21 protein-coding genes and 1 tRNA gene are annotated in these 26,375 nt (G+C 65.7%); 7 read left to right on the forward strand and 15 right to left on the reverse strand.

Annotated features, from left to right (window positions below):
• Positions 1-29 precede the first annotated feature (29 nt).
• From QO033_RS19515 to QO033_RS19535, 5 genes are all read right to left on the reverse strand, one after another.
• The gene (locus tag QO033_RS19515) at positions 30-1,526 is read right to left on the reverse strand and encodes a M81 family metallopeptidase (protein ID WP_284482646.1); all 1,497 of its coding nucleotides are present in this window, start codon (positions 1,524-1,526) and stop codon (positions 30-32) included.
• Positions 1,527-1,572: 46 nt separating this feature from the next.
• A complete protein-coding gene (locus QO033_RS19520; protein ID WP_284482647.1) occupies positions 1,573-3,195 on the reverse strand; it encodes an ABC transporter ATP-binding protein in 1,623 nt (540 codons plus the stop codon).
• A gap of 2 nt (positions 3,196-3,197) precedes the next feature.
• Positions 3,198-4,067 (reverse strand): ABC transporter permease, encoded by an 870-nt coding sequence (locus QO033_RS19525; RefSeq protein WP_284482648.1) that lies wholly within the window; start codon positions 4,065-4,067, stop codon positions 3,198-3,200.
• The gene (locus QO033_RS19530; protein ID WP_284482649.1) at positions 4,067-5,008 is read right to left on the reverse strand and encodes an ABC transporter permease; all 942 of its coding nucleotides are present in this window, start codon (positions 5,006-5,008) and stop codon (positions 4,067-4,069) included. Before QO033_RS19530 ends, QO033_RS19525 begins: the two co-directional genes overlap by 1 nt.
• Positions 5,009-5,122: 114 nt before the next feature.
• Complete coding sequence (locus QO033_RS19535) at positions 5,123-6,655, reverse strand: ABC transporter substrate-binding protein (protein ID WP_284482650.1); 1,533 nt, start codon at positions 6,653-6,655, stop codon at positions 5,123-5,125.
• A gap of 426 nt (positions 6,656-7,081) precedes the next feature.
• Here QO033_RS19535 and QO033_RS19540 point away from each other — a divergent pair, with 426 nt between their 5' ends.
• Entirely contained in the window at positions 7,082-8,386 is a 1,305-nt protein-coding gene (locus QO033_RS19540) for an ArgE/DapE family deacylase (RefSeq protein WP_284482651.1), read from the forward strand.
• A gap of 29 nt (positions 8,387-8,415) precedes the next feature.
• On the opposite strand, the gene QO033_RS19545 is transcribed toward QO033_RS19540, so the two are convergent.
• The 9 genes from QO033_RS19545 to QO033_RS19585 form a co-directional block, all read right to left on the reverse strand.
• The gene (locus QO033_RS19545) at positions 8,416-9,240 is read right to left on the reverse strand and encodes an IclR family transcriptional regulator (RefSeq protein WP_284482652.1); all 825 of its coding nucleotides are present in this window, start codon (positions 9,238-9,240) and stop codon (positions 8,416-8,418) included.
• Between the two features lie 532 nt (positions 9,241-9,772).
• Positions 9,773-10,492, reverse strand: coding sequence for an ABC transporter ATP-binding protein (locus tag QO033_RS19550; protein WP_284482653.1), 720 nt, complete (start codon positions 10,490-10,492; stop codon positions 9,773-9,775).
• Positions 10,485-12,281: a branched-chain amino acid ABC transporter ATP-binding protein/permease gene (locus tag QO033_RS19555; protein WP_284482654.1), complete on the reverse strand. Its 1,797-nt coding sequence runs from the start codon at positions 12,279-12,281 to the stop codon at positions 10,485-10,487. Before QO033_RS19555 ends, QO033_RS19550 begins: the two co-directional genes overlap by 8 nt.
• Entirely contained in the window at positions 12,274-13,107 is an 834-nt protein-coding gene (locus tag QO033_RS19560; protein ID WP_284482655.1) for a branched-chain amino acid ABC transporter permease, read from the reverse strand. Before QO033_RS19560 ends, QO033_RS19555 begins: the two co-directional genes overlap by 8 nt.
• Before the next feature lie 65 nt (positions 13,108-13,172).
• On the reverse strand, positions 13,173-14,321 hold the full coding sequence (locus QO033_RS19565; RefSeq protein ID WP_284482656.1) for a substrate-binding protein: 1,149 nt from the start codon (positions 14,319-14,321) through the stop codon (positions 13,173-13,175).
• Between the two features lie 49 nt (positions 14,322-14,370).
• Positions 14,371-15,216, reverse strand: a complete 846-nt coding sequence (locus QO033_RS19570; protein ID WP_284482657.1) for a nitrilase family protein — start codon at positions 15,214-15,216, stop codon at positions 14,371-14,373.
• 217 nt (positions 15,217-15,433) lie between these two features.
• Positions 15,434-16,042, reverse strand: a complete 609-nt coding sequence (locus QO033_RS19575) for an ANTAR domain-containing response regulator (RefSeq protein WP_284482658.1) — start codon at positions 16,040-16,042, stop codon at positions 15,434-15,436.
• The gene (locus QO033_RS19580; RefSeq protein WP_284482659.1) at positions 16,039-17,187 is read right to left on the reverse strand and encodes a transporter substrate-binding domain-containing protein; all 1,149 of its coding nucleotides are present in this window, start codon (positions 17,185-17,187) and stop codon (positions 16,039-16,041) included. The genes QO033_RS19575 and QO033_RS19580 overlap by 4 nt, the downstream gene beginning before the upstream one ends.
• 224 nt (positions 17,188-17,411) lie before the next feature.
• Positions 17,412-17,488 (reverse strand) — tRNA-Met (locus QO033_RS19585).
• A 205-nt stretch (positions 17,489-17,693) separates the two neighbouring features.
• Between QO033_RS19585 and QO033_RS19590 the strand changes: the two genes are divergently transcribed.
• The 5 genes from QO033_RS19590 to QO033_RS19610 all read left to right on the forward strand — a co-directional run bounded on the left by QO033_RS19590 (position 17,694) and on the right by QO033_RS19610 (position 23,276).
• Complete coding sequence (locus QO033_RS19590; protein ID WP_284482660.1) at positions 17,694-19,274, forward strand: asparagine synthetase B family protein; 1,581 nt, start codon at positions 17,694-17,696, stop codon at positions 19,272-19,274.
• 43 nt (positions 19,275-19,317) lie between these two features.
• On the forward strand, positions 19,318-19,830 hold the full coding sequence (locus QO033_RS19595) for a DUF1643 domain-containing protein (protein WP_284482661.1): 513 nt from the start codon (positions 19,318-19,320) through the stop codon (positions 19,828-19,830).
• Positions 19,831-19,991: 161 nt separating this feature from the next.
• A complete protein-coding gene (rpsO, locus tag QO033_RS19600; RefSeq protein WP_284482662.1) occupies positions 19,992-20,261 on the forward strand; it encodes a 30S ribosomal protein S15 in 270 nt (89 codons plus the stop codon).
• Positions 20,262-20,454: 193 nt separating this feature from the next.
• Positions 20,455-22,068, forward strand: a complete 1,614-nt coding sequence (locus tag QO033_RS19605; RefSeq protein WP_284482663.1) for a glucan biosynthesis protein — start codon at positions 20,455-20,457, stop codon at positions 22,066-22,068.
• A 200-nt stretch (positions 22,069-22,268) separates the two neighbouring features.
• Positions 22,269-23,276, forward strand: coding sequence for a ligand-gated ion channel (locus QO033_RS19610; protein ID WP_284482664.1), 1,008 nt, complete (start codon positions 22,269-22,271; stop codon positions 23,274-23,276).
• Between the two features lie 10 nt (positions 23,277-23,286).
• On the opposite strand, the gene QO033_RS19615 is transcribed toward QO033_RS19610, so the two are convergent.
• The gene (locus tag QO033_RS19615) at positions 23,287-23,718 is read right to left on the reverse strand and encodes a PACE efflux transporter (protein WP_284482665.1); all 432 of its coding nucleotides are present in this window, start codon (positions 23,716-23,718) and stop codon (positions 23,287-23,289) included.
• 357 nt (positions 23,719-24,075) lie between these two features.
• Here QO033_RS19615 and pnp point away from each other — a divergent pair, with 357 nt between their 5' ends.
• Positions 24,076-26,220 (forward strand): polyribonucleotide nucleotidyltransferase, encoded by a 2,145-nt coding sequence (gene pnp / locus QO033_RS19620; RefSeq protein ID WP_284482666.1) that lies wholly within the window; start codon positions 24,076-24,078, stop codon positions 26,218-26,220.
• Positions 26,221-26,375 lie beyond the last annotated feature (155 nt).

Raw genomic sequence — 26,375 nt, forward strand, 5'->3', positions numbered from 1 at the left:
GGCGGTCTCCTTCCTGTGGTCCTGAATTCCTAGGCGGGCTTGAACTCGGGCCCCAGCGCGCCGACGCGAACCCCCTCGCGCAGACGCTGCCAGGGCAGCAGCGCCGGGTCGACCGCCATCGGCCCGGGCGCGGCGCAGACCATCAGATGCGAGGCGATGGGTTCGAAATCGGCGCGGAAGTGGACCGAGCTCTTGACGATGAGAATGGGTTCCCCGGTCGGCTCGATTCCGACCTGACGGAACATCTCCTGATCGGCCATTTGCGCCTTGGAGGAGACCAGAACGATCCTGAGATCGCCGATCTTCAGGCAGGCGGAGAGCCCCATGTTCAGCACCCGGCCGCGATAGAACGGGCCGGTGGCGGTGAAAGTTCCGTCGGAGAGATGTTCGACCAAGAACTCCGCCTCGAAGGGGCTGTCGCCGGCGACGCCGGATTGGCCGCCGATGGACATGGTGATGCTGGCGCCTTCGCCGGCGGCATGTGCCAGCTTGGCGGCGGCCGGGTCATAGAGGTTGCCGATGGCGCCCTTCGCCCCAAGCGCCACCATCGCCCGGATCATGCCGGTGGTGTTGCTGTCGGCGCCGGCGCCGGGGTTGTCCTGGGTGTCGGAGATCACAACCGGCCCCTGGCGCCCCGGCTCTGCCGCCAGCCGCATCGCTTCGGCGACGCCGTCCTCCGGGGTCCAGACCTTGCCCTTGAAGGCGGGTTCGGCCGCCTCGATGGCGGCCATCATCTTGTCGGCGGCGTCATCCGCCTCGGGGCCATAGGCCAGAACGGTCATCTGGCATTCGGGGAAATCGGCGGCGGGAAAGCCCATGTTGAAGCTCATGTCGCGGTCGTCGCCGGACAATTCGCGCAGCAGGTCGTACAGCCCGCGCGCCGGTTCGGCATGGGTGCATTGCCAGGCGATGGCGGTCAGGAAGGGGGCGACGCGCATCGCCTTTTCCGGTTTCGGCGCGGTCAGCATCCGCTCCAGCGCCCTGGCACCGCGCAGCCCGGTTTCGGCCATGTCGACATGCGGATAGGTGCGGTAGCTTTCCAGCACATCGGCCTTGTCGAACATCTGCGCGGTGACATTGGCATGCAGGTCGAGACAGACGACAATGGGGATGTCGTCGCCCAGCTTTTCGCGCAGCCGTGCCAGAAGCTCGCCTTCGCCATCGTCGTGATGTTCGGTCACCATCGCGCCGTGCAGATCGAGAAACACGCCATCGAGCGGCAGCTCCGCCTCGATCAGCGCGATCATTTCCCCGGCGATCCGCTCATAGGCGTCCTCGGTCACATGCGCCGAGGGCGAGGTGGCGCAGAACAGCGTCGGACGCAGATCCCATCCCGCGGCCTCGCCATGGCGGATGGCGCCGGAAATCGCGGCGTTGATGTCGTGGCAGGTCTCGATGATCTCGGCCCCGCGCATCATCCGGCCCGACCCGCCGCCATGGGCGAAATCGTCATAGGTGGCCTTGGACGGGCCGAAGGTGTTGGTTTCATGCAGAAAACCACCGATCGCGATGCGGGGGGCAGTCATGGTCACTCCGTGAGAACAGGTTGGGGCAAGGAAAAGGGGCGGCCCGTCAGGCCGCCACCGGTCGGAAGTTTGCGAAATCCCAGTCGCGGCCCGGCGCGGCGGCCAGAAGCGATTGGGTATATTCGTGCTGCGGGTTGCCCAGCACATCGGCGGTTGCGCCCAGCTCGACCACCTCGCCGCGCCGCATCACGCAGACCTCATCACAGATCTGCGCCGCGACCCGAAGATCGTGGGTGATGAAGAGGATCGCGATGCCGGTGCGGCTCTGCACCTCGTCCAGCAGTTCGAGAACCTGCGCCTGAACCGAGACGTCGAGCGCCGAGACCGCCTCGTCCGCGACCAGCAGCTCGGGCTCCATCGCCAGCGCGCGGGCGATGGCGATCCGCTGTCGCTGACCGCCCGAGAACATATGCGGATAGCGCTGCGCCGCCGAGGCCGGCAGCCCCACCAGTTCCAGCAGTTCCGCCGCCCGGGTGCGGGCCTGTTCCTTCGGCGTGCCGTAGTTGACTGGCCCTTCGATGATGCTTTCCTCGATGGTCAGCCGCGGGTTCAGCGACCGGTAGGGATCCTGGAACACCATCTGCAATTTCTTGCGGAACGGATGCAGCCCCTTGCGGGTCAGCCCGCCGATCTCCTGATCGCCGACGCGGATGCCGCCCGAACTGGGGTCGATCATCCGCATCACGCAGCGCGCCACCGTGCTCTTGCCCGAGCCGCTCTCGCCGACGATGCCGAGGGTGCGGCCGGCCGTCAGGTCGAAGGTGACGTCACGGGCGGCATGGGTGGTCTTGGCCTTGGAAAGGAAACCGCTGCCGCCGTAGATCTTGTTCAGTTCGGTCACCCGCAGCGCCGGCTTCGGGCTGGTGGCGGGACGGGGGCTGCGCGGCACCAGCGAGGGCACCGAGGACAGCAGCCGCCGGGTATAGTCCTTCTTCGGCGCCGTGAGGATCTCCTTGACCGGGCCGTCCTCGACCAGATCGCCCTGGTTCATCACATAGACGCGGTCGGCGATCTCGGCGACAACGCCCATGTCATGGGTGATGAACAGAACCGCGGTGCCGTGGTTCTGCTGCAGGTCCTTCATCAGTTTCAGGATCTGCTTTTGCGTGGTCACGTCCAGCGCGGTGGTCGGTTCGTCCGCGATCAGCAGCCGCGGTTCCAGCACCAGCGCCATGGCGATCATGATCCGCTGCCGCTGGCCACCGGACAGCTGGTGCGGATAGCTGCGCGCCACCCGTTCGATATCGGGCAGCCCCACCTGCTCCAGAATATCCATCACCTTGGCGTGGCATTCCGTGTTGGACAGCTTGGTGTGGGCCTGCAGAACCTCGGTGATCTGTTCGCCGACCTTGATGACCGGGTTCAGCGCGGTCATCGGTTCCTGGAAGATCATCGACATCCGGGTGGCGCGGGCATCGCGCAGCTGTGCCGGCGTCAGGTCCAGCAGGTTTTCCCCGTCGAGCAGGATGCGCCCCGAGGTCACCTTGAGCGACCCCTTGGGCAGCAGCCCCATGGTCGCCAGCGAGCTGACCGATTTGCCGGAGCCGGATTCGCCCACCAGGCAGACGGTTTCGCCTTCGTTGATCTCGATCGAGATGCCGTGGACGACTTCGATACCGGATTTTGAATCGACGGAGACATGCAGGTCTTCGATTTGCAGGACAGGCATTCTCAGTCCTCCCTTTTGCCCATGCGGGGATCGAGGATGTCGCGCGCGGCATCGCCCAGCAGGTTGATCGACAGGATACACAGCGACAGCGCCAGACCCGGCCAGAGGATCAGCATCGGTTTCAGGCGGAAATAGATCCGCGCCTCGGCCATGATGTTGCCCCAGGTGGGCGTCTCGGTGGACACGCCGGCGCCGAGAAAGCTCAGGATCGCTTCGGTCAGGATCGCCGAGGCGCAGACATAGGTGGCCTGCACCGTCAGCGGCGCGAAGGTGTTGGGCATCAGATGGCGCCACAGCACCCGCGGCATCGAGGTGCCGAGCGCGATCGCGGCCTCGACATAGGGTTCTTCCCGCGCGGTCAGCACGATGGAACGGACCAGACGCACGACGCGGGGGATTTCCGGGATGGTGATGGCGGCCATCACGGTCCAGATGCTGGCGCCCATCAGCGACACGATGGCGATGGCCAGCAGCACCGAGGGCATTGCCATCAGGCCGTCCATGATCCGCATGATGATGGCGTCGGCGGTGCGGAAGAAGCCCGACACCAGACCGATGGCCAGCCCCAGCACCACTGCCATGATGGTGACGCCGATGCCGATCACCAGCGACACCCGGGCGCCGTAGATCACCCGGCTCAGCAGGTCGCGGCCGAAGTTGTCGGTGCCCAGCGGGAAGTCGCCCGAGGGCGGTTTCAGGCGCATCACCGGATCCTGCAGGATCGGATCATGCGGTGCGATGAAGGGGGCGAAGATTGCCGCCAGGATGATCAGCGACAGCACCACGGCGGCGATGATCGGCGCGGCGCCGACACGGGCGGCCAGCTGGCGGGTGGAGAGAGGGAAGGCGCCTCGCATGGTTTTTTCGGCCATCAGTACCGGATCCTCGGGTCGAGCAGGGAATAGGAAAGGTCGATCAGCAGGTTGACCATCACGTAAACGCCGGAGGTCAGCAGGATCAGCGCCTGGATCACCGGGTAGTCGCGGGCAAAGATGCTGTCGACGGTCAGCCGGCCGAGACCGGGAATGTTATAGACGCTTTCGGTTACCACCACGCCGGAGATCAGCAGCGCGAAACCGGTGCCGATCACCGTCATCACCGGCACCGCGGCGTTGCGCAGGGCGTGGCGGAACAGCACCCGGCGTTCGGTCAGCCCCTTGGCACGGGCGGTGCGGACGTAATCCTCGTTCAGCACGTCCAGCAGGCTGGCCCGGGTCATCCGCGCGATCAGCGCGATATAGATCGAGGCCAGCGTCAGCGCCGGCAGCACGGCGCGGGCGGCAAAGCCGGCGAAATCGTCAGAGGGCGCCTTGTAGCCCTGCACCGGCAGCCATTTCAGATCGATGGCGAAGAGCTTGATCAGCAGATAGCCGATCACGAAGACCGGGATCGAGAACCCGAGGACCGAGAAGGTCATCACCAGGTGGTCGACCCAGCTGCCTTGTTTCCAGGCGGCGAGAACGCCCATCGGCACCGCGATGGCGACCGACAGAGACAGGGTGATGATGGCGATCCAGATGGTCGGCCACATCCGGTCTGCGACCAGGTCGATCACCGGTTTGTTCGAAATCAGCGAGGTGCCGAAGTCGCCCTGCAGCAGCGCACCGATCCAGCGGACGAATTGCACCAGCAGCGGATCGTTCAGCCCCAGCGACTCGCGGATGCGGTCCAGCTGTTCGGGTGTGGCCATGTCGCCGGCCAGGATCGCCGCGGGATCCCCGGGCGTCAGACGCAGCAGCAAAAAGACGAAAACGGCCACGACAAGCATCACCGGGATGGCGGCCAGTACGCGGCGAAGTAGGTAGATGGGCATCTCGGGTCCTTCCGGCGGGGTCGTTGCCCGGCCGGAAGGATCCGGCCGGGGGGAGTGCTATTGGGTCAGGCGCGCGTCAGGTCGGCGCGCGCCCGGGTCACGAGAGGAGCGTGATCACTCCTTCTCGACACCCCAGAACACCGGGAAGGGCGCGTTGACGACGCCTTTCAGGCTGGTGCTCCAGCCCGAAGGGGCGAAGTACTGGCCGAGGTGGATGTAGTTCACGTTGTCCATCACATGCGCCTGGATTTTCTGCGCGATGGCTTTCTGCCCTTCCAGATCCGGGGTCGAGGCGAAGTCGTTCAGCATCGCTTCGATCTCGGGGTCGGTCGGCCAGCCGAACCAGGCCTTGTCGCCACGGCCGTTCAGCATGATGCTGGCCAGCGGGTTGGAGACTTCCGGAACGATCCAGCCGGTGAAGAACAGGTTCCAGCCGCCTTCCGACGGTTTCGCCTGGCTGGCACGGCGGGTCACCAGGGTCTGCCAGTCCATCGGCTGCAGGTCGACGTTGAAGCCGGCGTTGCGCAGGGCCTGCGCCGCCACGATCGGCTGGGCGGTCAGGGTGGCGACGTCGGTGGGCTGCATCAGGACAATCGGGGTGCCGTCATAGCCGGCTTCTTCCAGCAGTTTCTTGGCGCCTTCGATATCGCCGCCGGTGGTCAGGCTTTCCGACCCGTCGGAGAATTCGAACGGGGTGCCGCAGCCGAAGATCGCGCCGCAGACCTGGAAGTAATCGGGGTTGCCGATCATGGCGGTCAGCACGTCTTCCTGGCTGATCGCCTTCAGGGCCGCCTGGCGGATTTTCTTGTTGTCGAACGGCGGGTGCAGGAAGTTCATCCGGCCGATGGTGACAGCGCCGAGTTTCTTCAGCACGTCGACCTTGACGTTATCCAGCCCTTCCAGCAGCGGCAGCAGGTCGACCGGCACGCCTTCGACATAGTCGACTTCGCCGTTCATCAGCGCGTTGATGGTGGTCTGCGCGTCGGGCATGGTGACCCATTCGACGCGGTCGACCTTGACGTCCTTGGCGCCGGAGAACCAGCTCTGCGGGCCGGGGGCCGGCACGTAGTCGTCGAACTTCTCATAGACCACTTTCACGCCGGGCTGGAATTCATCTTCCACCAGCTTGAAGGGGCCGGAGCCGATATATTCGGTGATCGCGGTATCGGCGGGGGTGTTGGCGATGCGCTCGGGCATCATGAACAGCGCCAGACCCGACGGTTTGGCCATCGCCTGCAGGGTGTAGGGGAAGGCCTCTTTCAGCTTCAGAACGAAGGTCTTGTCGCCGGTGGCTTCCAGGCTTTCCATGCGGTCGTTGATCATCTGGCCGCCGCCGTCACGCACCATCCAGCGCTTGATCGAGGCGATACAGTCGGCCGGGGTCACTTCGCCGCCGTCGTGCCATTTCAGGCCGTCACGCAGGGTGAAGGTATAGGTCAGCCCGTCTTCGGAAACGTCGAAGTTCGCCATCTGCGGCTGAACCACGAAATCCGAGTCCACCGCGACCAGCGTGTCCCAGATCATGAAAGCGTTGTCGCGCGTGATGTGGGCGGTGGTGATCACCGGGTCCATCACACGCAGACCGGAGTGCATCACGGCCGTGATGGTGGTTTCGGCGGCTGCCGGCAGGGCCGAAAGCAGGGCCATCGCCGAAGCTCCGAGGATTCCGGTGCGGAGATTCCTCCAGATGGATGTCATCGTTATTCCTTCCTGTTGTCGTCTCGTTTTTTGAGCGGTCAGTTTCGGGGTGGCATCCCCAACGCGTGGAGCGCGTTTTCAGTATCGAAGCGGCGGCTTGTCGTTCGGAAGCGAAATGGCGTCGAAAAAGGGTCTTTCCTTAAACCGATTAAATATTGTGCAGTTTCCGGGCGGGCGCGGGAACGCCCCGGTCGGGGCGCGAATTCGCCCGGCTGTGCCGCCGGGCCGGGCGGCGCGAATCCGGTGTCGCCGCAGCGCGGCTTGACGCCGCAGGGGCCCGGATCCCAAGCTGGCTCCGCCCGAACTCCGCACCTTTGCGGGCGTTCCCCGGCCGTCCCGACCCTCTCAAGCCTCCTGCATCAGAAAGTGACTGACATGTCTCTCGACCAGCCTCTCGACCCCAGTTTGCGCGACACCCTGGCCCAGGCCGTGAAGGAGGGCTTCGACGATCAGATCGCTCTCACGCAGGAGTTCGTCCGCCGCCCGTCGCAGCGGGGAGAGGAGCATGCGCTGCAGGACTTCATCTTTGCCGAGCTGCGCGGCCGTGGCTATCAGATGGAGCGTTTCGCCATGGATCCGGAGGCGCTGGCCAACCATCCCGGCGCCGGGAAATGGAGCCCGCAGCATTCCGAAGCCCCGATCGTCGTCGGCATTCACCGTCCGCGGGAAGAGGCCGGGCGGTCGCTGATCCTGCAGGGCCATGTCGATGTGGTGCCGACCGGGCCGGCGCATATGTGGACCGATCCGCCCTATGGCGCGGTGATCCGCGACGGCAAGATGTACGGTCGTGGTGCCGGCGACATGAAGTCCGGGCTGGTCTGCGCCATCTCGGCGCTCGACGCGCTGCGCCGGGCCGGCTGGCAGCCGGCGGCGACGGTCTATCTGCAATCGGTGGTCGAGGAGGAAAGCACCGGCGACGGCGCGCTGATGGCGCATATCCGCGGCTATAAGGCCGAGGCCGCGCTGGTGCCCGAACCCACTGGCGAAACCCTGGTGCGCGCCAACCTCGGCGTGATCTGGTTCCGTGTCGAGTTCGAAGGCATCCCGCGTCACGTCAGCGAGATGGGCGAGGGCGCCAATGCCATCGATGCCGCCATCCGCACCATCGCGGCGCTGCGCGAGCTGGAAATGGCCTGGAACGACCGGCGCGGCGAACACCCGCTGTTCGGCGAGATGGCCAAGCCGATCAACCTGAATGTCGGGCGGATCGAGGGCGGCGAATGGGCCTCCTCGGTGCCGGCCACCGCGGCGGTGGATTTCCGCATCTCGCTGCTGCCGAACTGGGATGTCAAAGACTGCGCCGCCGAGATCGAGGCGCATCTGAAGGCCTTTGTCTCCGGGGATCCCTTCCTGTCGAACAACCCGCCTCGGCTGATCTGGAACGGCTTCATGTCGGATGGCTACGAGCAGCCCGAAGGCACCGAGGCCGAGGCGGTTCTGGCCCGCGCGCATGAGGCGGCGATGGGCCGTCCGCTGGAGGCGAAGGCGACCCCGGCCTATATCGACACGCGGATCTACGCGCTGTTCGACCAGATCCCGTCGCTCTGCTACGGGCCGAAAAACGCGCTGTCGCACGGGTTCGACGAATATGTCGAGATCGACTCGCTGGAGCGGGTGACGCTCTCCATCGCTCTCTTCATCGCCGAATGGTGCGGGCTGGAGCCGGTCGACCCGGCCTGAGCCCTTCCGCGCTGGACGCCGGGCCGCCTTCAGGCCCGGCCGATCGCCGCCACCGTCTGCATCAGCGACGGCGAGACCGCGCGGGCGAATTCCTCCGGCGTCCAGTCCGAGGACAGCCCGGAGATGGTCACCGCCGCCACCGGCCGGCCGAGCGTGTTGGTAACGGCCGCGCCAATGGCGATTTCCCCGGGCAAAAGCTGTTCCACAGCAACGGCATAGCCGGTTTCGCCGGCCTTCTCGACCTCGGCCATGATGGCGTCTTCGTCGATCAGCGTCTGGGCCGTATAGCGTTGCCGGTCAGACCGCCGGATCAGATCGCGGGCCTCATCCTCGGGCATTCGCGACAGCACGGACCAGCCCGCCGAGGTGCAGTAGATCGGCACACTCAGCCCCACCATCATCGCATGCAGCACCTCCCGTTTCGGCGGCAGGCGAAAGGCATAGACCAGACGGGTGTCGTCGATCAGCGACAGGTCGACCCGTTCGTTCACATTGCGCCGCAGGTCGAGCAGCAGCGGCACCGCCGGTTGCAGTTGCCGGTTCAGGCGCATGGCGTCGAAGATGTGATCGTAGATGCGGATGCCCGGCACATAGCCGCGGTCGTGCGGGTCGCGCTGCAGATAGCCGAGCTGGCGCAGCGTATGCACGATCCGCTGCGTGGTGCTGCGGTCCAGGCCGGCGGCGCGGGCGATTTCACTCAGGCTCATCGGCCGGTCGGTTTCGTGAAAGGCGGACAGCACCATCATCGTCCGCGCGGTGGCTCGGATGAAAAGGGGATCATTCTCCGCGGCCTCATCCAGGTGGCGGGCACCCGATTCGGTGTGGGGGCGGGAACGGTTCACAAAACGGGTCATGGCGGGCCCTCGCGCTGGAATTCCGGTAACGACAGGTGCCGTTCAAAAGTCGCCCAAAATTTGGGCACGGCGGGCTCTGGCGGGCGAAATCGCAAATTGTATCTGATTACGGTTTAAGCAGATTATTAACAGATCATCGGTGATCACACTGCAGTATAGCTGTATCGCTGAGTGATACGCAAGGCTTAGTGAGAAAGGCGTTCGAATCACGATTTGTTGGTGCGCGCGTTCCGCTGCCCGACTGGCGCCATCGGCCCGATCCGGCGTGGACCGGCCCACCCGGCCGGTAATCGACGGCTCGGGGACATGCTGACGCGGGCCTGGTCGTCGACCAAGCGGTTGCATTTTCATGTGATTGGTGACCCAGCGTCAGTTTGCCGTCCCGCCATCAAAGGTGGCGATTGCGCAGGGCCGCAGCAGGAGATGTCGACGGGCTGCTGCCGGGGGGGGACCGGGAAGGGGCCCGCGGGCCGGCGCGGGTCATGGGCTGGCCGGGCGGCGAGGGTGCCGCCCGGGGAAACGCGGGCGCGGCTCAGATCTTCAGGTGGTCCAGGATCCTGTCGCGGCTGCCGAGCTCGGCGGTGCCGGAATCGTCGATCTCGCCCAGTTTGAGAACCGCCCAGCGGTCGGCCACATCGAGGGCGAAGTTCAGGTTCTGCTCGACCAGCAGGATGGTGGTGCCGCGATCGTTTCGCTCGGCGCGCAGGGCAGTGGCGATCCGTGCGATCACCGTCGGCTGCAGCCCTTCCGAGATCTCGTCGATCAGAAGCAGATCGGGTTTCAGCATCAGCGCCCGGCTCAGGATCAGCATTTTCTGTTCGCCCCCCGACAGGGTTCCGGCCTTCTGTGTCAGCCGGTCGCGCAGGAAGGGGAAATGGACGAACACATGCTCCAGCGCGGCTTCCAGCTCCCGGTCGGACCGCACCGCCAGGCGCAGGTTGTCGCGGATGCTGAGATCGGTGAACAGCGGCTGCTCCTGCGGCGCATAGCCGACGCCGGACTGGATCAGCACCTTGGGTGCCGCGCCGACGATGGAGCGGCCATCCAGCCGGATGTCGCCGCTGCGCGCCGGCACCAGCCCGAGGATGGTCTTGAGCAGGGTGGTCTTGCCCATGCCGTTCTTGCCCATCAGGGCGAAGATCTCGCCCTTGCGGACCGACAGCGATAGCGCCTTGATGATGGCGACCGGGCCATAGCCGCTGGTCACCCCTTCCAGCGCCAGCTTGGTCTCGGACTGCGGGGTGTCAGACATGATCGCCTCCGGAATAGATGGTCTTCACGATATCGGAGTTCACGACCTCCTCGACCGAGCCGTCCAGTACCAGCCGGCCCTGATGCAGCACCACGATGCGGCTGGAGATATCGCGCACGAAGTCGAGATCGTGTTCGACCAGGATGGCGGCGAAGCCGAGCTCGTTGGTCAGTTTCTTCAGGATGGTGCCGATGGTGGTGCGCTCGGCCTTGGTCAGGCCGGCGGTGGGTTCGTCCAGCAGGATCATCCGCGGCTCCAGCGCCACCACCATGGCCAGCTCCAGGCTCTGCTTCTGGCCGTGGGACAGCAGCGACACCTCGGCCGTCAGCAGCTTGTCCAGCCCGGTCAGCTGCAGGATTTCGATGGCCGCCGGCGGCAGGCTCAGCCGGTCCGAGGCGGTGACGATGCTGGGGGCCTCCAGCGCGGCGCGCGACATCCGCAGGCATTCAGCGACGGTCAGGCTCTCGAACACGCTGGCAACCTGGAACTTGCGGCCGACGCCAAGGGCGACGATCTGGTTCGGCACCATCCCGGCGATGGACTTGCCGGCGATGCGCACCACCCCGCCCGAGCTTTCCTTGCCGTCGGTCAGGCAGCGCATCATCGTGGTCTTGCCGGCGCCGTTGGGGCCGACCAGGCTGACCAGCTCGCCCGGTGCCACGTCCAGCGTGATATCGGTCAGCACCTTCTGGCTGCCATAGGATTTTTCCAGCTTGTCGATGCTGAGGAGCGGCGCGTCGGAGGGGGCGGCATGGCTGCGTGGCGGCTGCGGCACCAGTTCAGGCCCGGCACCGGCCACCACCTCGCCACGGCCGCGCCGGGTCAGGCGGGTGACCAGCGCGGCCAGCCCGTTGGGCAGGAAGATGATCATCACCACGAAGAGCGCCCCGACCACCAGCTGCCACAGAAACGGCAGTTCGCCCGACAGGCTGGCGCTGAGGTAATCGATCCCGATGGTGCCCAGGACCGGGCCGAGGATGGTGCCGCGACCGCCCAGGGCGGTCCAGACCACCAGTTCGGTGCCAAAGACGAAACTGGTGTTTTCCGGGGCCACCACGCCGGAGGCATTGGCATAGAGAAAGCCCGCGAGCCCGGCGACTCCGGCCAGAACGGCGGTCAGCAGGATCTTGATGCGCTGGGTATTCAGCCCGAGATAGGCGCAGCGGGTTTCGTTGTCGCGGATCGCGGTCAGGATGCGGCCGCTGTCCGAGCGCACAAAGATCAGCGCCCCGAGCGCGACGATCACCAGGCTGATGCCGGACAGCCGGAAGAACCCCTCCAGCCCGAAGGGCAGGCCGAAGTAACCGACCATGCCGCTGCTCGACCCGGTCAGGGTGCCGCCGGAATAGATCAGCTGAGTCACCACGATGGGAAAGACCAGAGAGATCACCGTGGCATAGATCGGGGTCGAGCCGTAGTAGAACGACAGCCAGCCGACGATCACGCCCAGCACGATCGGCACCAGGATCGCCAGCAGCAGCGCCAGCGCCATCAGGCTGGGAGAGCTGCCGATATGGGTCAGCAGCATCGCGGTGGCATAGGCGCCGACACCGAAGAAGGCGGCCTGGCCGAAAGTGAGGATACCGGTGAAGCCCCACAGCAGATCGACCGTGATCGCCAGGATCGCGTAGATCATCGATCGCGTCAGCACGTTGATGCTGAACCGGCTGAGGACCAACGGGCCGAAAATTACCAGGGCCAGCGCGACCAGCGCCAGAAGACCCAGCAGGAGAACGCGGCGCCGGACGGCGGCGTTGCGCGGGAGGGAGGCGGCAAGCGTGTCAGGCACGGGCGAAGCCTTTCGAACTGATGCGGAGGACCAGCGCGCTCAGCACGGCGACGGTGATGCCCCCGAGAATCGGGCTGATGAAGGTGGAGACGAGAACCTGCGCGCCGCCGAAGACCAGGCAGGCGATGGCCAGCGCGCCGAAGGAGGAGCCGGCCACCATCACCAGCATGAAGGAGCCGATCAGCCAGGAGACGCCCATGGTGGGGTCGACGCTGGTCAGGGGCGTCAGCAGGACGCCGGCCAGCGCGGTCAGCCCGGTGCCGATCATGAAGGTGAAAAGCCGGATGCGGGTGGTATCGAGACCCAGCGCGCGCGCCAGCGGCTCGTTCATGATGATCGCGCGGGCCGACAGGCCCAGCCGGGTGCCTTCCAGCAGAAAGGCAAAGCCGAGGCCGATCACCAGCGCCGCCGCCAGGGCGAAGATACGATAGAGCGAATAGCTGATGCCGAGGACATGAATGGTCCCGGAGAGCAGGTTCTCGGTGAATTGCACGTCGCGGCCGAACCACAGGGTGATCAGCTGGCCGATGACGATGCCCAGTCCCCAGGTGGCCAGGATCGCATCCAGCGGCCGGGCATAGAGCGGCCGCACGATCAGCCGCTCGGTCACGCCGCCCAGCACCGCTCCGGCGACGAAGGCCAGCGGCAGGGCCAGCCAGGGGTTCAGCCCAAGCCCGCCGGTCACCACGGCGCAATAGGCGCCCACGGTCAGCCAGGCGCCATGGGCGAAGTTGACGATTTCCAGCACGCCGAAAATGGCGAGAAGACCCGCCGAGACGATAAACAGGATGGCCGCAGTGGTCACGATATCCAGGAGAAGGGTCATCACGCCGGGGTCCTTTCGCGGGTTCGGAGAGGCAGCCGGGGCAGGACCCCGGCCGCCGTTTCAGGTCAGAGCTTGGGGCACTGTTCGCCCGGGTCGACATCCTTGAAGGTCTCGACCACCACGACCGAGCCGTCTTCCTGCACCTGACCCAGGTACATGGTCAGCGGCGCATGGTGCTGCTTGCTCATCTGGATGGTGCCGCGCGGGCCGGTGAAGGACACCTCGGGAAGCACGTCCAGAACCGCCTTGGCGTCGGTGGAGCCGGCTTTCTCGACGGCGGCCTTATAGAGGTAGACGGCCTCGTACTGCGGCACCGACAGATCGTTGGGGGTGCGCAGCTCATCGCCGAACTTGGCTTTCATCGCGTCGAGGAAGGCCTTGTTCTCGGCGCTGTCGATGCCGGTGACGTAGGAGGCGGAGATCAGGATGCCGGCGGCATCCGCGCCCATGCTTTTCGCGGTGCCCTCATCCACGGCCAGGTTGGCGTAGGGCAGGTCGACACCGGCGCCGCGCAGCTGCTTGGTCAGGGTCACGTTGGGGGCGCCGCCCGCGGTGGAGGTGATCATCGCTTCGGCGCCGGAGGCCTTAAGCTTGGAGATGATCGCGGTCCAGTCGGTGCCGTCCATCGGCAGGTATTCCTCGCCGACGATCTCGCCACCGGTGCTTTCGACATAGCTGCGGGCGAAGTCCAGCATGCCGCGGCCGAAGGCATAGTCGCTGCCGATCAGGAAGTATTTCTTGGCGCCCTCTGCATTCAGGTAATCGACGATCGGCGGCACCTGCTGTTCCGGCACCCAGGCATCGACGAAGAGATAGGGGTTGCAGGACCGGCCTTCGTAGAAGGAGGTGTAGATGTAGGGCACGCGGCCACGCGACACGATCGGCAGGCCGGCGTTACGGGCGGCGCTGGTCTCCATCGAGATCAGCACGTCGACTTCCTTCTGGAAGACCAGCGAGTCGAAGGCCTTCTGCGCGCCCGCCGCGCCGGAGGCGTCATCGGCGATCACCAGCTCCAGAGGCCGGCCCAGAACGCCGCCGGCGGCGTTGATCTCCTCGACCGCCAGCTCGGCCGATTGCACCACCGACGGGGCGACGACGCTGTTGGCGCCCGACAGCCCGACCGGCACGCCGATGCGAATGGGATCCTCTGCGGCGAAGGCCGCGCCGGCCAGCATGACGCTGGTCACGGTTGCGATGAGAGAGGGGAGTTTCATTGTTCTAATTCCCTGTTTGGATTGAGGTTGAGGGGAGGAGGAGGCGGGGTCAGCTGTAGACGTCCGTGCGTCTGTCGCCGAATATATCGTTGAATTCATTCAGTTTTCGCTTGGCCGGGACATCGGCCGGGGTGATCTGCGCATAGAGGATGTCTTCGTCCTCACGGCTGGCGGGGCCAGCCAGCGGCCAGCCGGTGGCATCGATGATCAGGCTCTGGCCGATGAAGGGCTGGCCGCGCTCGGTGCCGACCCGGTCGGCGCAGGCGATGAACAGCCCGTTGGAATGCGCGGCCGCCTTGTGCAGGATGTTCGACATCGCTTCGGTCTGGGGATCCTGGTCCGGCATCGGCACCCAGTTGGTGGGCACGCAGATCACCTCGGCCCCATTTATCGCCAGCTGGCGGAAGGTCTCGGGGAACCAGCCGTCATAGCAGATGGCGATGCCGATCTTGCCCAGCGGCGTGTCGAAGACCGGCAGCCCCAGGTCGCCTTTCCTGAAAAACAGGTTCTCCCGATACCACAGGTGCATCTTGCGATAGGTGCCGATGTAGCCCTCCGGCCCGCAGAGCATGGCGGAGTTGTAGAAGCCGCCATCGGCGGCCTCGGCCAGCCCCGAGACGATGTGGATGCCGAGTTCGGCCGCAAGGGCGATCAGCCGCTGCGCGCTGATACCCTCCGGGATCGGTTGCGCCAGATCGGCCAGCTCTTCGGCGCTGTCAAAGACATAGCCGCTGTCGGCCAGTTCCGGCAGAACGATCAGCCGTGCCCCATTGGCATGGGCCTGGCGCACGCGGGTTTCGATGGCCTCCAGATTGGCCGCGAGTTCGCCGATCTTCGGTTCGAACTGGATGCAGGCGATGGTTACGGGGGCGGAATGATCAGTCTCAGGGGGCACGTCGGTCTCCAAAACGCAAAAAGCCCCCGCCCACGGTCGAAGACCGCGGTATCGGGGGCTGCATAGCCGGGATGTAGAGCGGCAACCTTGCCGCAGAGCAATCCTGCTCGTCGCCCCAAAGCTGTCACGCGGAGCGATCCGGTTCAATTTCAATATTTAGGCAAATGCACGATTTTTCAGCTCTATTTTTCAGCGCTCGTGAAACATCGGCGCCGTATCAGCGCTTCAGGCCCAACCGGCGCATGGTCTCATGCGCGGCGATCAGGTCCTCGGCGATGGCGGCCATGGTGATCCGCTCCGAGGTCGCCTGATCGCGCAGCAGGCGATAGGCGGCATCCTCCTCCAGCCCCTGTTCGTCGACCAGCAGGCGGATCGCCCGATCGACCAGCCGCCGGCCCTTCAGCGTGTCTTCCAGTTTGCGCACCTTGGCCGAAAGCCGCGCCTCGTAACCGTGTCGATAGCGGGCCAGGGTGAACTGGGTCAGGATGCCCAGCGGGCGCAGCGGCTTGCTCATCACCCCATGGGCGTTGAGATCGTAGATCGCGCGCAGCGAGGTCGGGCTTTCATAGGTGACGACGGCGATGATCGCCGGATCGTGGCCTTCGAAGACCTGAACCGCCTGATCGGTCGCGGTATCCTCGACGCTGACAAAGACGGTATCGGTGCCTTCGGGCAGCACGGCGGGCAGCGGCCAGGCGGCTTTCACCTCGCAGCCGAGCCGGCGCAGCTGGCCGATCAGAACCTCGCCATCCTCGTCGCGGGGATGGATCACCAGCACCCGCGCCCGACGCAGATCCTCGAGTATGCGGCGGGGGTGCCCCTTCATGCCCATTCCCGCAAGGACGGCTCGTCGAACCGGGTGGTGGCCAGGTAGGGATCGGGATGCACCGGGCTGGCGCCCTCCCAGACGATGTCGAACAGCCCGTCGGGCCGCGCCACGCCGATGCGCGGCGTCAGCCAGGTGTGCCGGGTCTCCGGGTCGACGTGAATCCGGCCGCCGGGAGCATCGAATTCCAGCCCCAGAACCTCCTGTCCGATGCGGCGGGTGTCCATGGTGCCGACCCGTTCCAGCGCCCGCGCGAAGAGATGCACCTGATTATAGGCCGGCTCGGACCAGACGCTGGTCACCGCCGATGCGCCGAAGCGCGCCTTGTAGGCCGTGACGAAGGCCCGGTTGGTGGCGGTGTCGAGGGTCTGGAAGTAGCTGGCCGCGAGGATATGGCCGGCGCATTTCTCCGGCCCGATGCGGGCGATCTCGCCCTCGGCCATGGTCAGGCTGGCGATCGGGCAGCGGCTGCGGTCGATCCCCGCCGCGTCGTAGAGCGTGTAGAAGGCCTGTGCCGAGGTGCCGACGAGAGTCGAGAACACCGCGTCGGGGCGTTTTTCCTCGATCTCGCGGATCAGGGCGATTTCCTCCGCCGCTGTGGCGCCCAGTGGCAGGTAGTGTTCGGCGACGGTCTCTCCACCGCGGGCCTCGATCAGGTCGCGCATGATCCGGTTGGATTCCCGCGGGTAGATATAGTCGGACCCGACGAAGACGATGCGGCCGCCGTAGCTTTGCAGCAGGTAATCGGCCAGCGGCAGGCACAGCTGGTTCGGCGTGGCTCCGGTATAGATCAGGTTTTCGCAATATTCGAAGCCCTCGTACATCGAGGGGTAGAACAGCAGCCCGTTGTGGCGTTCGACCACCGGCAGCACGGTCTTGCGGCTGCCCGACATCGAACAGCCGAAGATCACGTCCAGCTCCTCCTCGGACAGCATCTGCCGGGCCAGCATGCGATAGGCGTCGTTGTCCGATCCCGGGTCGCGGGCGATGGGAACGATGGGTCGCCCGAGAATCCCGCCCGAGGCGTTGATCTCGTCGATCGCCAGGACGGTACCGTTGTAATGCTCGGTTTCGGTGACGGCGGTGGTCCCGCTGCGCGAAAAGAGCACCCCGGCTCTCCAGCCGTCCCGTGCGGATGGGCTCATGTCAGATCGTTCCTCGTGTGAAGCCGCCCGGTCGGGGCTCCGGCCAACATAGGCGCCGCGCGGCGGGCGCCGCAAGCGCCAGAGGGGTTCTGGGGGGGAGGGGCGCCCATCGCCGTCAGGCGGGGAGGAGGCCGGAACCCGGTCGTAGCGCGAGGAGGCTAACCGATTGAGAAGGCTGAAAAAACAAACACTCCCGAAGGAGGCCTTCGGGAGTGTTTTATCGTTGGTTGCGGGAGCAGGATTTGAACCTGCGACCTTCAGGTTATGAGCCTGACGAGCTACCGGGCTGCTCCATCCCGCGCCAATGCGGCCTACCTAATTAAAAGCCCGGGGAACCACAAGGGCGCCAGAGCGACTTTTTTCAGCTTTTTGTCATTTTTCCGTTACAGCCGGCATCCGGCCGCGAAATCCTCTTTGACCGCGGGGGCGGGCGGCGAATTCCGGGCTGGTTTTTCGCCGGGTCGCGCTCCAGATTGGCGCCGGTGACCGGGTAAGGAGTGAACTGAGTGACCGAGGCAGGGGCGCATCCGTCGCCGGGCTGGCCGATCTACGATTCGGCACCGCCTTTCATCGATCTGGATCTGGGCGCGGGGCAACCGCGGCTGCGCGGTCAGCCGGTCTGTGACCTGGGCCGGCCGGTGCCGCGGCCGGACGGTGGGCGACCCGATGGCGTCTACGCCCGCTGGGCGTGGGACGGCAGCCGCCTGCGGGCCGAGGTCGATCCGCTGGGCTATTACTCTCTCTTTATCTATCGCAAGGGCAGCCGGGTGATGATCTCGCCCTCGATCCTGCAGCTGATCGCCGAGGGTGCGGATCCGGCACTCGACCCGGCGGCGCTGGGGGTATTCTATCGGCTGGGCCTGTTTCTGAACGACGATACGCCGTTTCGCCACATCCGGGCGCTGCCGGCCGGGGGAGCGCTGATCTGGCAGGACGGCGTGGTGACAGCGCCTGAGGATCGCAGTTTCATTCCGCCTCAGCGGCAGCTGAGCCGGGCCGAGGCGGTCGACGGGATCATCGAGATGCCGCGCCGGAGCCTGCGCCATATCCTGGACGCCTGGGACGGGCCGATGCTGATGCCGCTGAGCGGCGGGCGGGATTCGCGTCACATCCTGCTGGCACTGGATCACCTCGGGCGGCGGCCGGATCTGTGCGTGACGGTGCAGCAGTCCACCATGCGGCGCGACCCGGATGCCGATTCCGCCCGTGCCCTGACCGACCGGATGGGGATTGCGCACCAAGTGCTGAACCAGCCGCGCAGCCGGCCGCACGATCAGTTCCGCAGCCAGATCCTCAACAGCCTGTGTTCGGACGAACATATGCAGATGATGCCGCTGCATGATTTTCTGATCGGCGGGCCCTGGGCGGTGTTCGACGGCATCGCCGGCGACATCCTGACCAACCCCGATGACGATGCGGCGGGCTATTTCGCGCAGGCGGCGCGGGGGGATTTCACCGGCATCGCGCGCGATCTGATCGGTGGCCACGGTCGGGTGATCGGCAAGCCGGGGCAGGCGGATGCGGCGGGCCGCGCCTATGCGCCGGTGCCGCTGGAAGAGACCATCGCCTATGTCGGCGAGACGGTGGCACGGTATGGCGATGCCGCCGACCCCTATCAGGCGTTCTGGTTCTGGAACCGCACCCGGCGCGAGATCAGCCTGATCTCCACCGCGATGCTGGGATCGGCGCAGGCGGTGTTCTGCCCGTTCCTCGATCAGGACTATGTCCGCTTCTGCCTGTCGCTGCCCTTCGCGGTGACCCGCGACCAGCAGTTGCACAACGAGGCGATCCGCAAAGGCTATCCGGCCTATGCCGATATCCCGTTCTCCGAAGGATTCGCGCCGGATTACGGCCGGGGCAGCAGCCGGGCTGAGAAACTGCGGATGGTGTTGCAGGGGGCGGCAGTGCTGTTGTCGCTGCGGCCCGGGCATCCGGCGGCGGAGTTGCTGCGTTATCTGCGCGGGCATGAGACGCTGCACCGCCGCCCCGGTGAGGTCCTGCAGCTGCACCACCTGTTGCTTTCTGCGCTGGACGCGGATTTCGCCCGCGCCCTGCTGGAGCGCAATGCCCGGATGGCGGCGGGCTGAGCGGCCCTTCCCCACGGCGGGGTCTTTGGATAGACCCGCGGCCATGATCTGCCGCAGTCATATCAAGGGCGATGCGCCCTCAACCGCCGTTTACTCCGATTGCGAGACCTATCGTTACAGCCTGACGAGGGTCTGGGATCCGGCGGGGCGGCGGCTGCTGTTTCTTATGCTCAACCCCTCCACCGCGACCGAGGTGCAGAACGACCCGACCATCGAACGCTGCGAGCGGCGGGCGCGGGCGCTGGGTTTCGGCGGCTTCCGGGCGGCGAATATCTTCGCGCTGCGGGAAACCGATCCCCGGGCGATGCGCCGGGCTGCCGATCCGGTCGGGCCCGATAATGACGCCGCGATTCTCGACGGGCTGGATTGGGCCGATCAGGTGATTGCCGGCTGGGGCACACATGGGGCGCATCTGGGCCGCGGTGCGGCAGTCGAGGCGCTGCTGCGGGGAACCGGCCGAACGGTGCATCATCTGGGGCTGACCAGAGAGGGCCATCCGCGCCATCCGCTCTATATCGCCTATGCCCGGCAGCCGGAGCTCTGGTTTCCGACCTGAGCCCGGGGCGTCGCGGCGGCGGGCAAATTCCTTTGCCAAAGCCGGCAAAACCGCCTATACGCCCGCATCCCGTGGCGGAATCGCTGCGGGTTTTCTCCATGGGCCTGTGCTGGACGACATCCCGGCCTGCGCCATTCCTCTAACCTGTAAAGGAGACCCCGATGTCGATCACGCCGGAAGAAAAAGCCCGTGTCATGCAAGAATATGCAACCAAGGAAGGCGATACCGGTTCGCCGGAAGTCCAGGTTGCTATCCTCAGCTCGCGCATCGCGACCCTGACCGAGCACTTCAAGACCCATAAGAAAGACAACCACGGCCGCCGTGGTCTGCTGAAGATGGTCGCCCAGCGTCGTAAGCTGCTGGACTACCTGAAGGCCAATGACGAAGCCCGCTATCAGTCGCTGATCGCGCGTCTGGGCCTGCGTCGCTAAGCCTTTCGGTCTTGCGAAATTTCGGCGCCCGTTCCGGTTGGAGCGGGCGTTTTTCGTGGGCGGCAGGCAAACGGCCGCCCAATCGCCGCCGGAGCATGAGCGAGGCCTTGCCGGCCCGCGGTCTTTGCCGTTGAAGCGCCCGGCCGCTGCCCCAAATCTGCGTCTCAGACCAAGAGCCTGCCTGGAGTTTCGCATGTCCCCCGATCATCCCGACCGTCGTGCCGTCCTCGCGGCCGCCCTGAGCGCCGGGGCGTTCTGCGTCCTGCCCGAGGTCGCCCGTGCCCAGAGCGTGGATATCGCCTCCGGGGCGGCGTTGGGCCCGGCAGAGCCGTTTTCCTTCGCCCGGCTGCGCGATATGGCCCGGGGGCTGTCCAAGGCGCCCTTCGTGCCGATGCCGATCCCAGATGCCGCGGCAATCGACAGGATCGACTATGATGCGCACGGGCAGATCCGATTTCGCCGGGACCGGGCGCTCTGGGCCGGAGATCCGGCCGACAACCCGGTGCAGTTCTTCTTTCCCGGCCGCTATTTCCCGCAGCCGGTCCATATCTATGTGGTCGAGGACGGCACCGCGCGCGAAGTGCCGTTCTCCCGCGAATTCTTCGACATTCCCGCCGACAGCCCGGCGCAGGAGCTGACCCATACCGAGGGCTTTGCCGGGTTTTCGGTTCAGGACGCCCAGACCCGGCTCGACTGGATGGCATTCCTCGGAGCCTCCTACTGGCGCACGTCGGGCTATTCCGGGCAGTTCGGCCTGTCGGTGCGCGGGCTGGCGTTGGACACCGCCATCGCCGACGGGGCGGAGGAATTTCCGCGCTTCACCCGGTTCTGGCTGGAGCAACCGGGCGACGGAAGCCTGATCACCTACGCGCTGCTGGAAAGCCCGCGCGCCACCGGGGCCTATCGCATCACCTCGCGCCACGATCATGGCGTGGTGCAGGAGGTCTCGGCCGATATCTTCCTGCGCGGCGATGTCTCCCGACTGGGGCTGGCGCCGCTGACCTCGATGTACTGGTTCGGCAAGCACGACCGCCAGATCGCCGCCGACTGGCGGCCAGAGGTACATGACAGCGACGGGCTGGAAATTCACGCCGGCAACGGGGAGCGCATCTGGCGGCCGCTGAACAACCCGCCGCGGGTGATGGCCAACAGCTTCGCGACCCGGGGGCCGCGTGGCTTCGGCCTGATGCAGCGCGAACGCGATTTCGCGCAGTATCAGGACGATGGCGTGTTCTACGACCGCCGCGCCTCGGCCTGGGTCGAGCCGCTGGAGGACTGGGGCGAGGGCAGTGTCACCCTGATCGAACTGCCGACGGAGGACGAGACCTTCGACAATATCGTCGCCTTCTGGACCCCCGCTGAGGCGGCGGTGGCCGGGCGTGAATATCAGCTGAACTATCGGCTGAGTTGGCTGGAAGACGCCCCGTTGCCGCCGGCGACTGCGCGGTTCCGGGCGGTGCGGCTGGGCAAGGGCGGTGTGCCCGGCCAGCCGCGCCCGGCCGATACCGTCAAGGTGGTCTGCGATTTCGATGCCCTGGGTCTTGAGGGGGTGACGCGCGGGCCGCTGACCCGCCCGGTGGTGACCGCCAGCCAGGGGGTGGTGTCGGCGGAGGTGGCCTATCCCATCGTTGGCCAGAGCGGCTGGCGGGCGCTTTTCGATATCGACTTTTCGGCGCTGGCGCCCGAGGACGACAGGCCGATCGACCTGCGGGTCTATGTGGCGCATGACGGTGCCGCCAAGACCGAGACGATGCTGTTGCAGCTGTTCCCGAGCCAGCTGCGCGCCCTGCTGAAGGCGCGACCCTGATCTGGGCCTGACCCGCGTCTGATCCCGGCGTGACCCGGCTCTGACCGGGTCTTGCCGCCCTGACGCAGTGTTTCCCTTTCGCATCAGTCCGCCCGCCGCCGCGAGCTCCGGTCCGGGGCGGCGCATGAAATCCCTTGCGACGTGGTTTCACGGCAGATCATGGTGCCGTAAAGCTATTGTTTACCTAAGGGAATTCTCAGATGACATCTTTCCGCCGATGCCCGGAGGGCCGGATTGCCACGCCCCTGTCCCGGTGGCCCGGGCTGTTGCCGTTTCTGGCGCTGTCGGTCTGGATGCTGCTGGCGATCCTGCCCGGGCGCCTCGCCGCCGAGACCCTGCCGCGGGAGGTGCGCGTCGGCGTCTATGTCACCAGCGTCTTCGATGTCGAGCCGAGCGATGGCGGCTTCGGCATCGCCGGCTATGCCTGGTTCATCGATCCGGAGGGCACGTTCGACCCGGAACACGGCATGCAGCTGCTGGCGCGCTCGGCGCAGACGCGGATTTTCGTCGATACCGAGCTGGAGGATGGCGCCCGCTACGCGGTTATGGAATTTCAGGCGGTTTACGATCACGCCTTCGATGTGCGCAATTACCCCTTCGACCGGCAGAGCCTGCCGATGGTGATCGAGGCAGCCTCGACCGTCTCCGACATCGTCTTCGTGCCCGATACCAGGGATTCCCGGGTGGCCAGCAATGTCCGGGCCCCGGGGTGGAGCGTGGCGGGGTTCGATCTGGCCAGTTCTATGGCGACCTATGACACCGGTTTCGGCCATCGTGCGGGCCATCCCAGCTTTTCCCGGCTGACCGCGACGGTGTCGCTGGCGCGGAACATGTCGCCCTTGCTGTTCGAGAAATTCAGCGGGTTCTTCGTGGCCTTCGCGATCACCGCGCTGGTGATCTTCGTTCCGCTTGAAGAACTGGGGATCCGGGTGGGCATGTCCACCGGCTCGGTGTTCGCGGCGGTGTTCAACCGCTACCGGCTGGAGGATGCGGTGGGTTTCGATGCGGTGTTCGGCCTGATCGACCAGGTGTCCTTCCTGATCTTCAGCCTGATCATCGCGACGTTGTTCTTGTCGTTGTTCTCGCACCGTTTGAGCAAGCGCCGCGGGCCTGCCGTGGCGACCCGGACCGACCACCGGCTGGGGCTGACGATTCTGATCGTGCATGCCGCGCTGCTGGCGCTGGCCTTCGGTGTGGTGCTGTTCTGAGGGGAGGCAGCTACCGCTGCCGGGCCTGCGGGTCGGGCAGCGGGAAGATCAGATCGTAGCCCCAGTTGAAGACGAAGGCATAGACCAGGTAGAAACCGGCCAGGCTGATGTCCATCGTCAGCGCCTGCCACAGGCCGACATCCAGATACCAGGCAATGAAGGGCATCAGCCCGGCCAGCAGGGTGATCTCGAAGAGCACCGCATGCACCAGCCGGTGGCCCAGGCCCTTGCGGACAGAGCCGGTCAGCCGCAGCAGCAGCCGGTCGAAGGCGAGGTTGTAGCCATAGTTCAGCCCCATCGCCAGAGTCGAACCGGAGATGGCCACCACGCTGACGGCGTGGGGGGGCATGCCGAAGACCCACATGCCCAGCGGGGTCACCAGCGCCAGGCCGAGGATTTCGAACAGAATCACATGGCGGATACGGTCGCGGGGGCTGCGCATGGGGGTGTCTCGGCTCGGCTCGGGTCAGATGCTCCGGGCCGTCCCGTCTGCTGGTCCCGCGCCGGCCGGGCGCGGAGGAGGTCGTCCTCGCTTCCGCGTGACTATAGCGCCGGGGGGCGCGATCGCAACCGTCGCGCGGCGCCGATCCGGGGCGATGGCGGCGCGTTGCGTCAGCGGGGACTGCGGGAACTCCCTGCTTTCCAAACAGGGCAAACTCCTGTATGCGCGCCCCATCTGAGACGTGACGCCTTCAGCTCCTGGGCACATGCAAGAGGATAGGGGGCGGCGGCAATGGGGCCGCCAAGCAAACGGGAGACCCGGGATACGCCTGGGAGTGCTCTCTAACAGGATACCATGATGTTTGACGTAACGACGAAATCTATGCAGTGGGGCGAGGAAACCCTCACTCTGGAAACCGGTAAGGTTGCGCGCCAGGCCGATGGCTCGGTGATCGCGACGCTCGGTGAAACCAGTGTGATGGCCAACGTCACCTTCGCCAAGGAACAAAAGCCCGGTCAGGACTTTTTCCCGCTGACCGTGCATTACCAAGAGAAATACTATGCCGCCGGCAAGATCCCCGGCGGCTTCTTCAAGCGCGAGGCGCGCCCGACCGAGAAGGAAACGCTGACCGCGCGCCTGATCGACCGGCCCTGCCGCCCGCTGTTCGTCCCCGGCTTCAAGAACGAAGTGCTGGTGATGTGCACCGTGCTGAGCCACGATCTGGTCAACGATCCCGATATCGTCGCCATGATCGCCGCCTCCGCCGCGCTGACCATCTCGGGCGTGCCCTTCATGGGCCCGATCGCCGGCTGCCGCGTCGGCTTCGTCGATGGCGAATACGTGCTGAACCCGACCGTGGACGACATGCACCAGCTGCGCCTGAACCCGGAGCAGCGCCTGGACCTGGTTGTCGCCGGCACCAAAGACGCCGTTATGATGGTGGAATCGGAAGCCTACGAGCTGACCGAAGCCGAAATGCTGGGCGCCGTGACCTTCGCGCATGAACAGATCCAGCCGGTGATCGACCTGATCATCGCCCTGGCTGAAAGCGCCGCGAAAGAGCCGTTCGACTTCACCCCGCCGGATTACTCCGCGCTTTACGACGTGGTGAAAGCCGCCGGTGAAGAGCAGATGCGCGCCGCATTCGCCATCACCGACAAGCTGGAGCGTCAGGCCGCCGTGGCCGCCGCCGTCGAGGCGATCAAGGCGACGCTGAGCGAAGAGCAGCTGGAAGATGCGAACCTCGGGTCCGCTATCAAGAAGCTGGAATCGGTCGTGCTGCGCGGCGATGTGGTCAAGAACGGCCGCCGGATCGACGGCCGTGCGCTGGATCAGGTTCGCCCGATCGTGGCCGAAACCGGCCTGCTGCCGCGGACCCACGGGTCGGCGCTGTTCACCCGGGGCGAAACCCAGGGTCTGGTCGTGACCACGCTGGGCACCGGCGATGACGAACAGTTCATCGACGCGCTGCATGGCAACTTCAAATCGAACTTCCTGCTGCACTACAACTTCCCGCCCTATTCGGTCGGCGAAGTGGGTCGTGTCGGCTCGCCCGGTCGTCGTGAGATCGGCCACGGCAAGCTGGCCTGGCGCGCGCTGCAGGCGGTTCTGCCGGCTCCGACCGACTTCCCCTACACCATCCGCGTGGTCTCCGAGATCACCGAATCGAACGGCTCCTCCTCCATGGCTTCGGTCTGTGGCGGGTCGCTGTCGATGATGGATGCGGGCGTGCCGCTGAAGGCACCGGTTGCCGGCGTGGCCATGGGCCTGGTGCTGGAAGACGATGGCTCCTACGGCATCCTGACCGACATCCTGGGTGACGAAGACCACCTGGGCGACATGGACTTCAAAGTGGCAGGGACCGAAAACGGCATCACCTCGCTGCAGATGGACATCAAGGTCGCCGGCATCACCCCGGAGATCATGGAAAAAGCCCTGGCCCAGGCCAAGGACGGTCGTCTGCACATCCTCGGCGAAATGGCCAAGGCCCTGACCGAGGCGGCTGCCTTCTCGGTGCACGCACCGCGGATCGAGACCATGCAGATCCCCACCGACAAGATCCGTGAAGTGATCGGCTCGGGCGGCAAGGTGATCCGCGAGATCGTGGAAACCTCCGGCGCCAAGGTCGACATCAACGACGACGGCGTGATCAAGATCGCCTCGGCCGACGGGGATGCCATCCAGAGGGCCTATGACATGATCTATTCGATCGTGGCAGAGCCGGAAGAGGGCAAGATCTACAAGGGCAAGGTCGTGAAGATCGTCGATTTCGGCGCCTTCGTGAATTTCTTCGGCAAGCGCGACGGGCTGGTGCACGTCAGCCAGATCGAGAACCGCCGCCTGAACCATCCGTCGGATGTGCTGAAGGAAGGTCAGGAAGTCTGGGTCAAACTGCTGGGCTTCGACGACCGCGGCAAGGTCCGCCTGTCGATGAAAGTGGTCGACCAGGAGACCGGCGAAGAGGCCAAGAAAGAAGAGAAGAAAGAGGAAGAGGCGGAGTAATCTCCCCTTCCTTTCCCGCTTCGAGAGCCCCGGCAGTAATGCCGGGGCTTTTTTGTTGCGTCCATGCCGTGGCCTCCGGGTCACTGGGCCGATGGGGTGCGCGCCCGGGGCGGGAGCGGCTGGCGCAAGACGTCAACGGCTCTTGACGATGCGAC

Origin of the sequence: Pseudodonghicola flavimaris (assembly GCF_030164425.1) — a bacterium.
Lineage (GTDB): Bacteria > Pseudomonadota > Alphaproteobacteria > Rhodobacterales > Rhodobacteraceae > Pseudodonghicola > Pseudodonghicola flavimaris.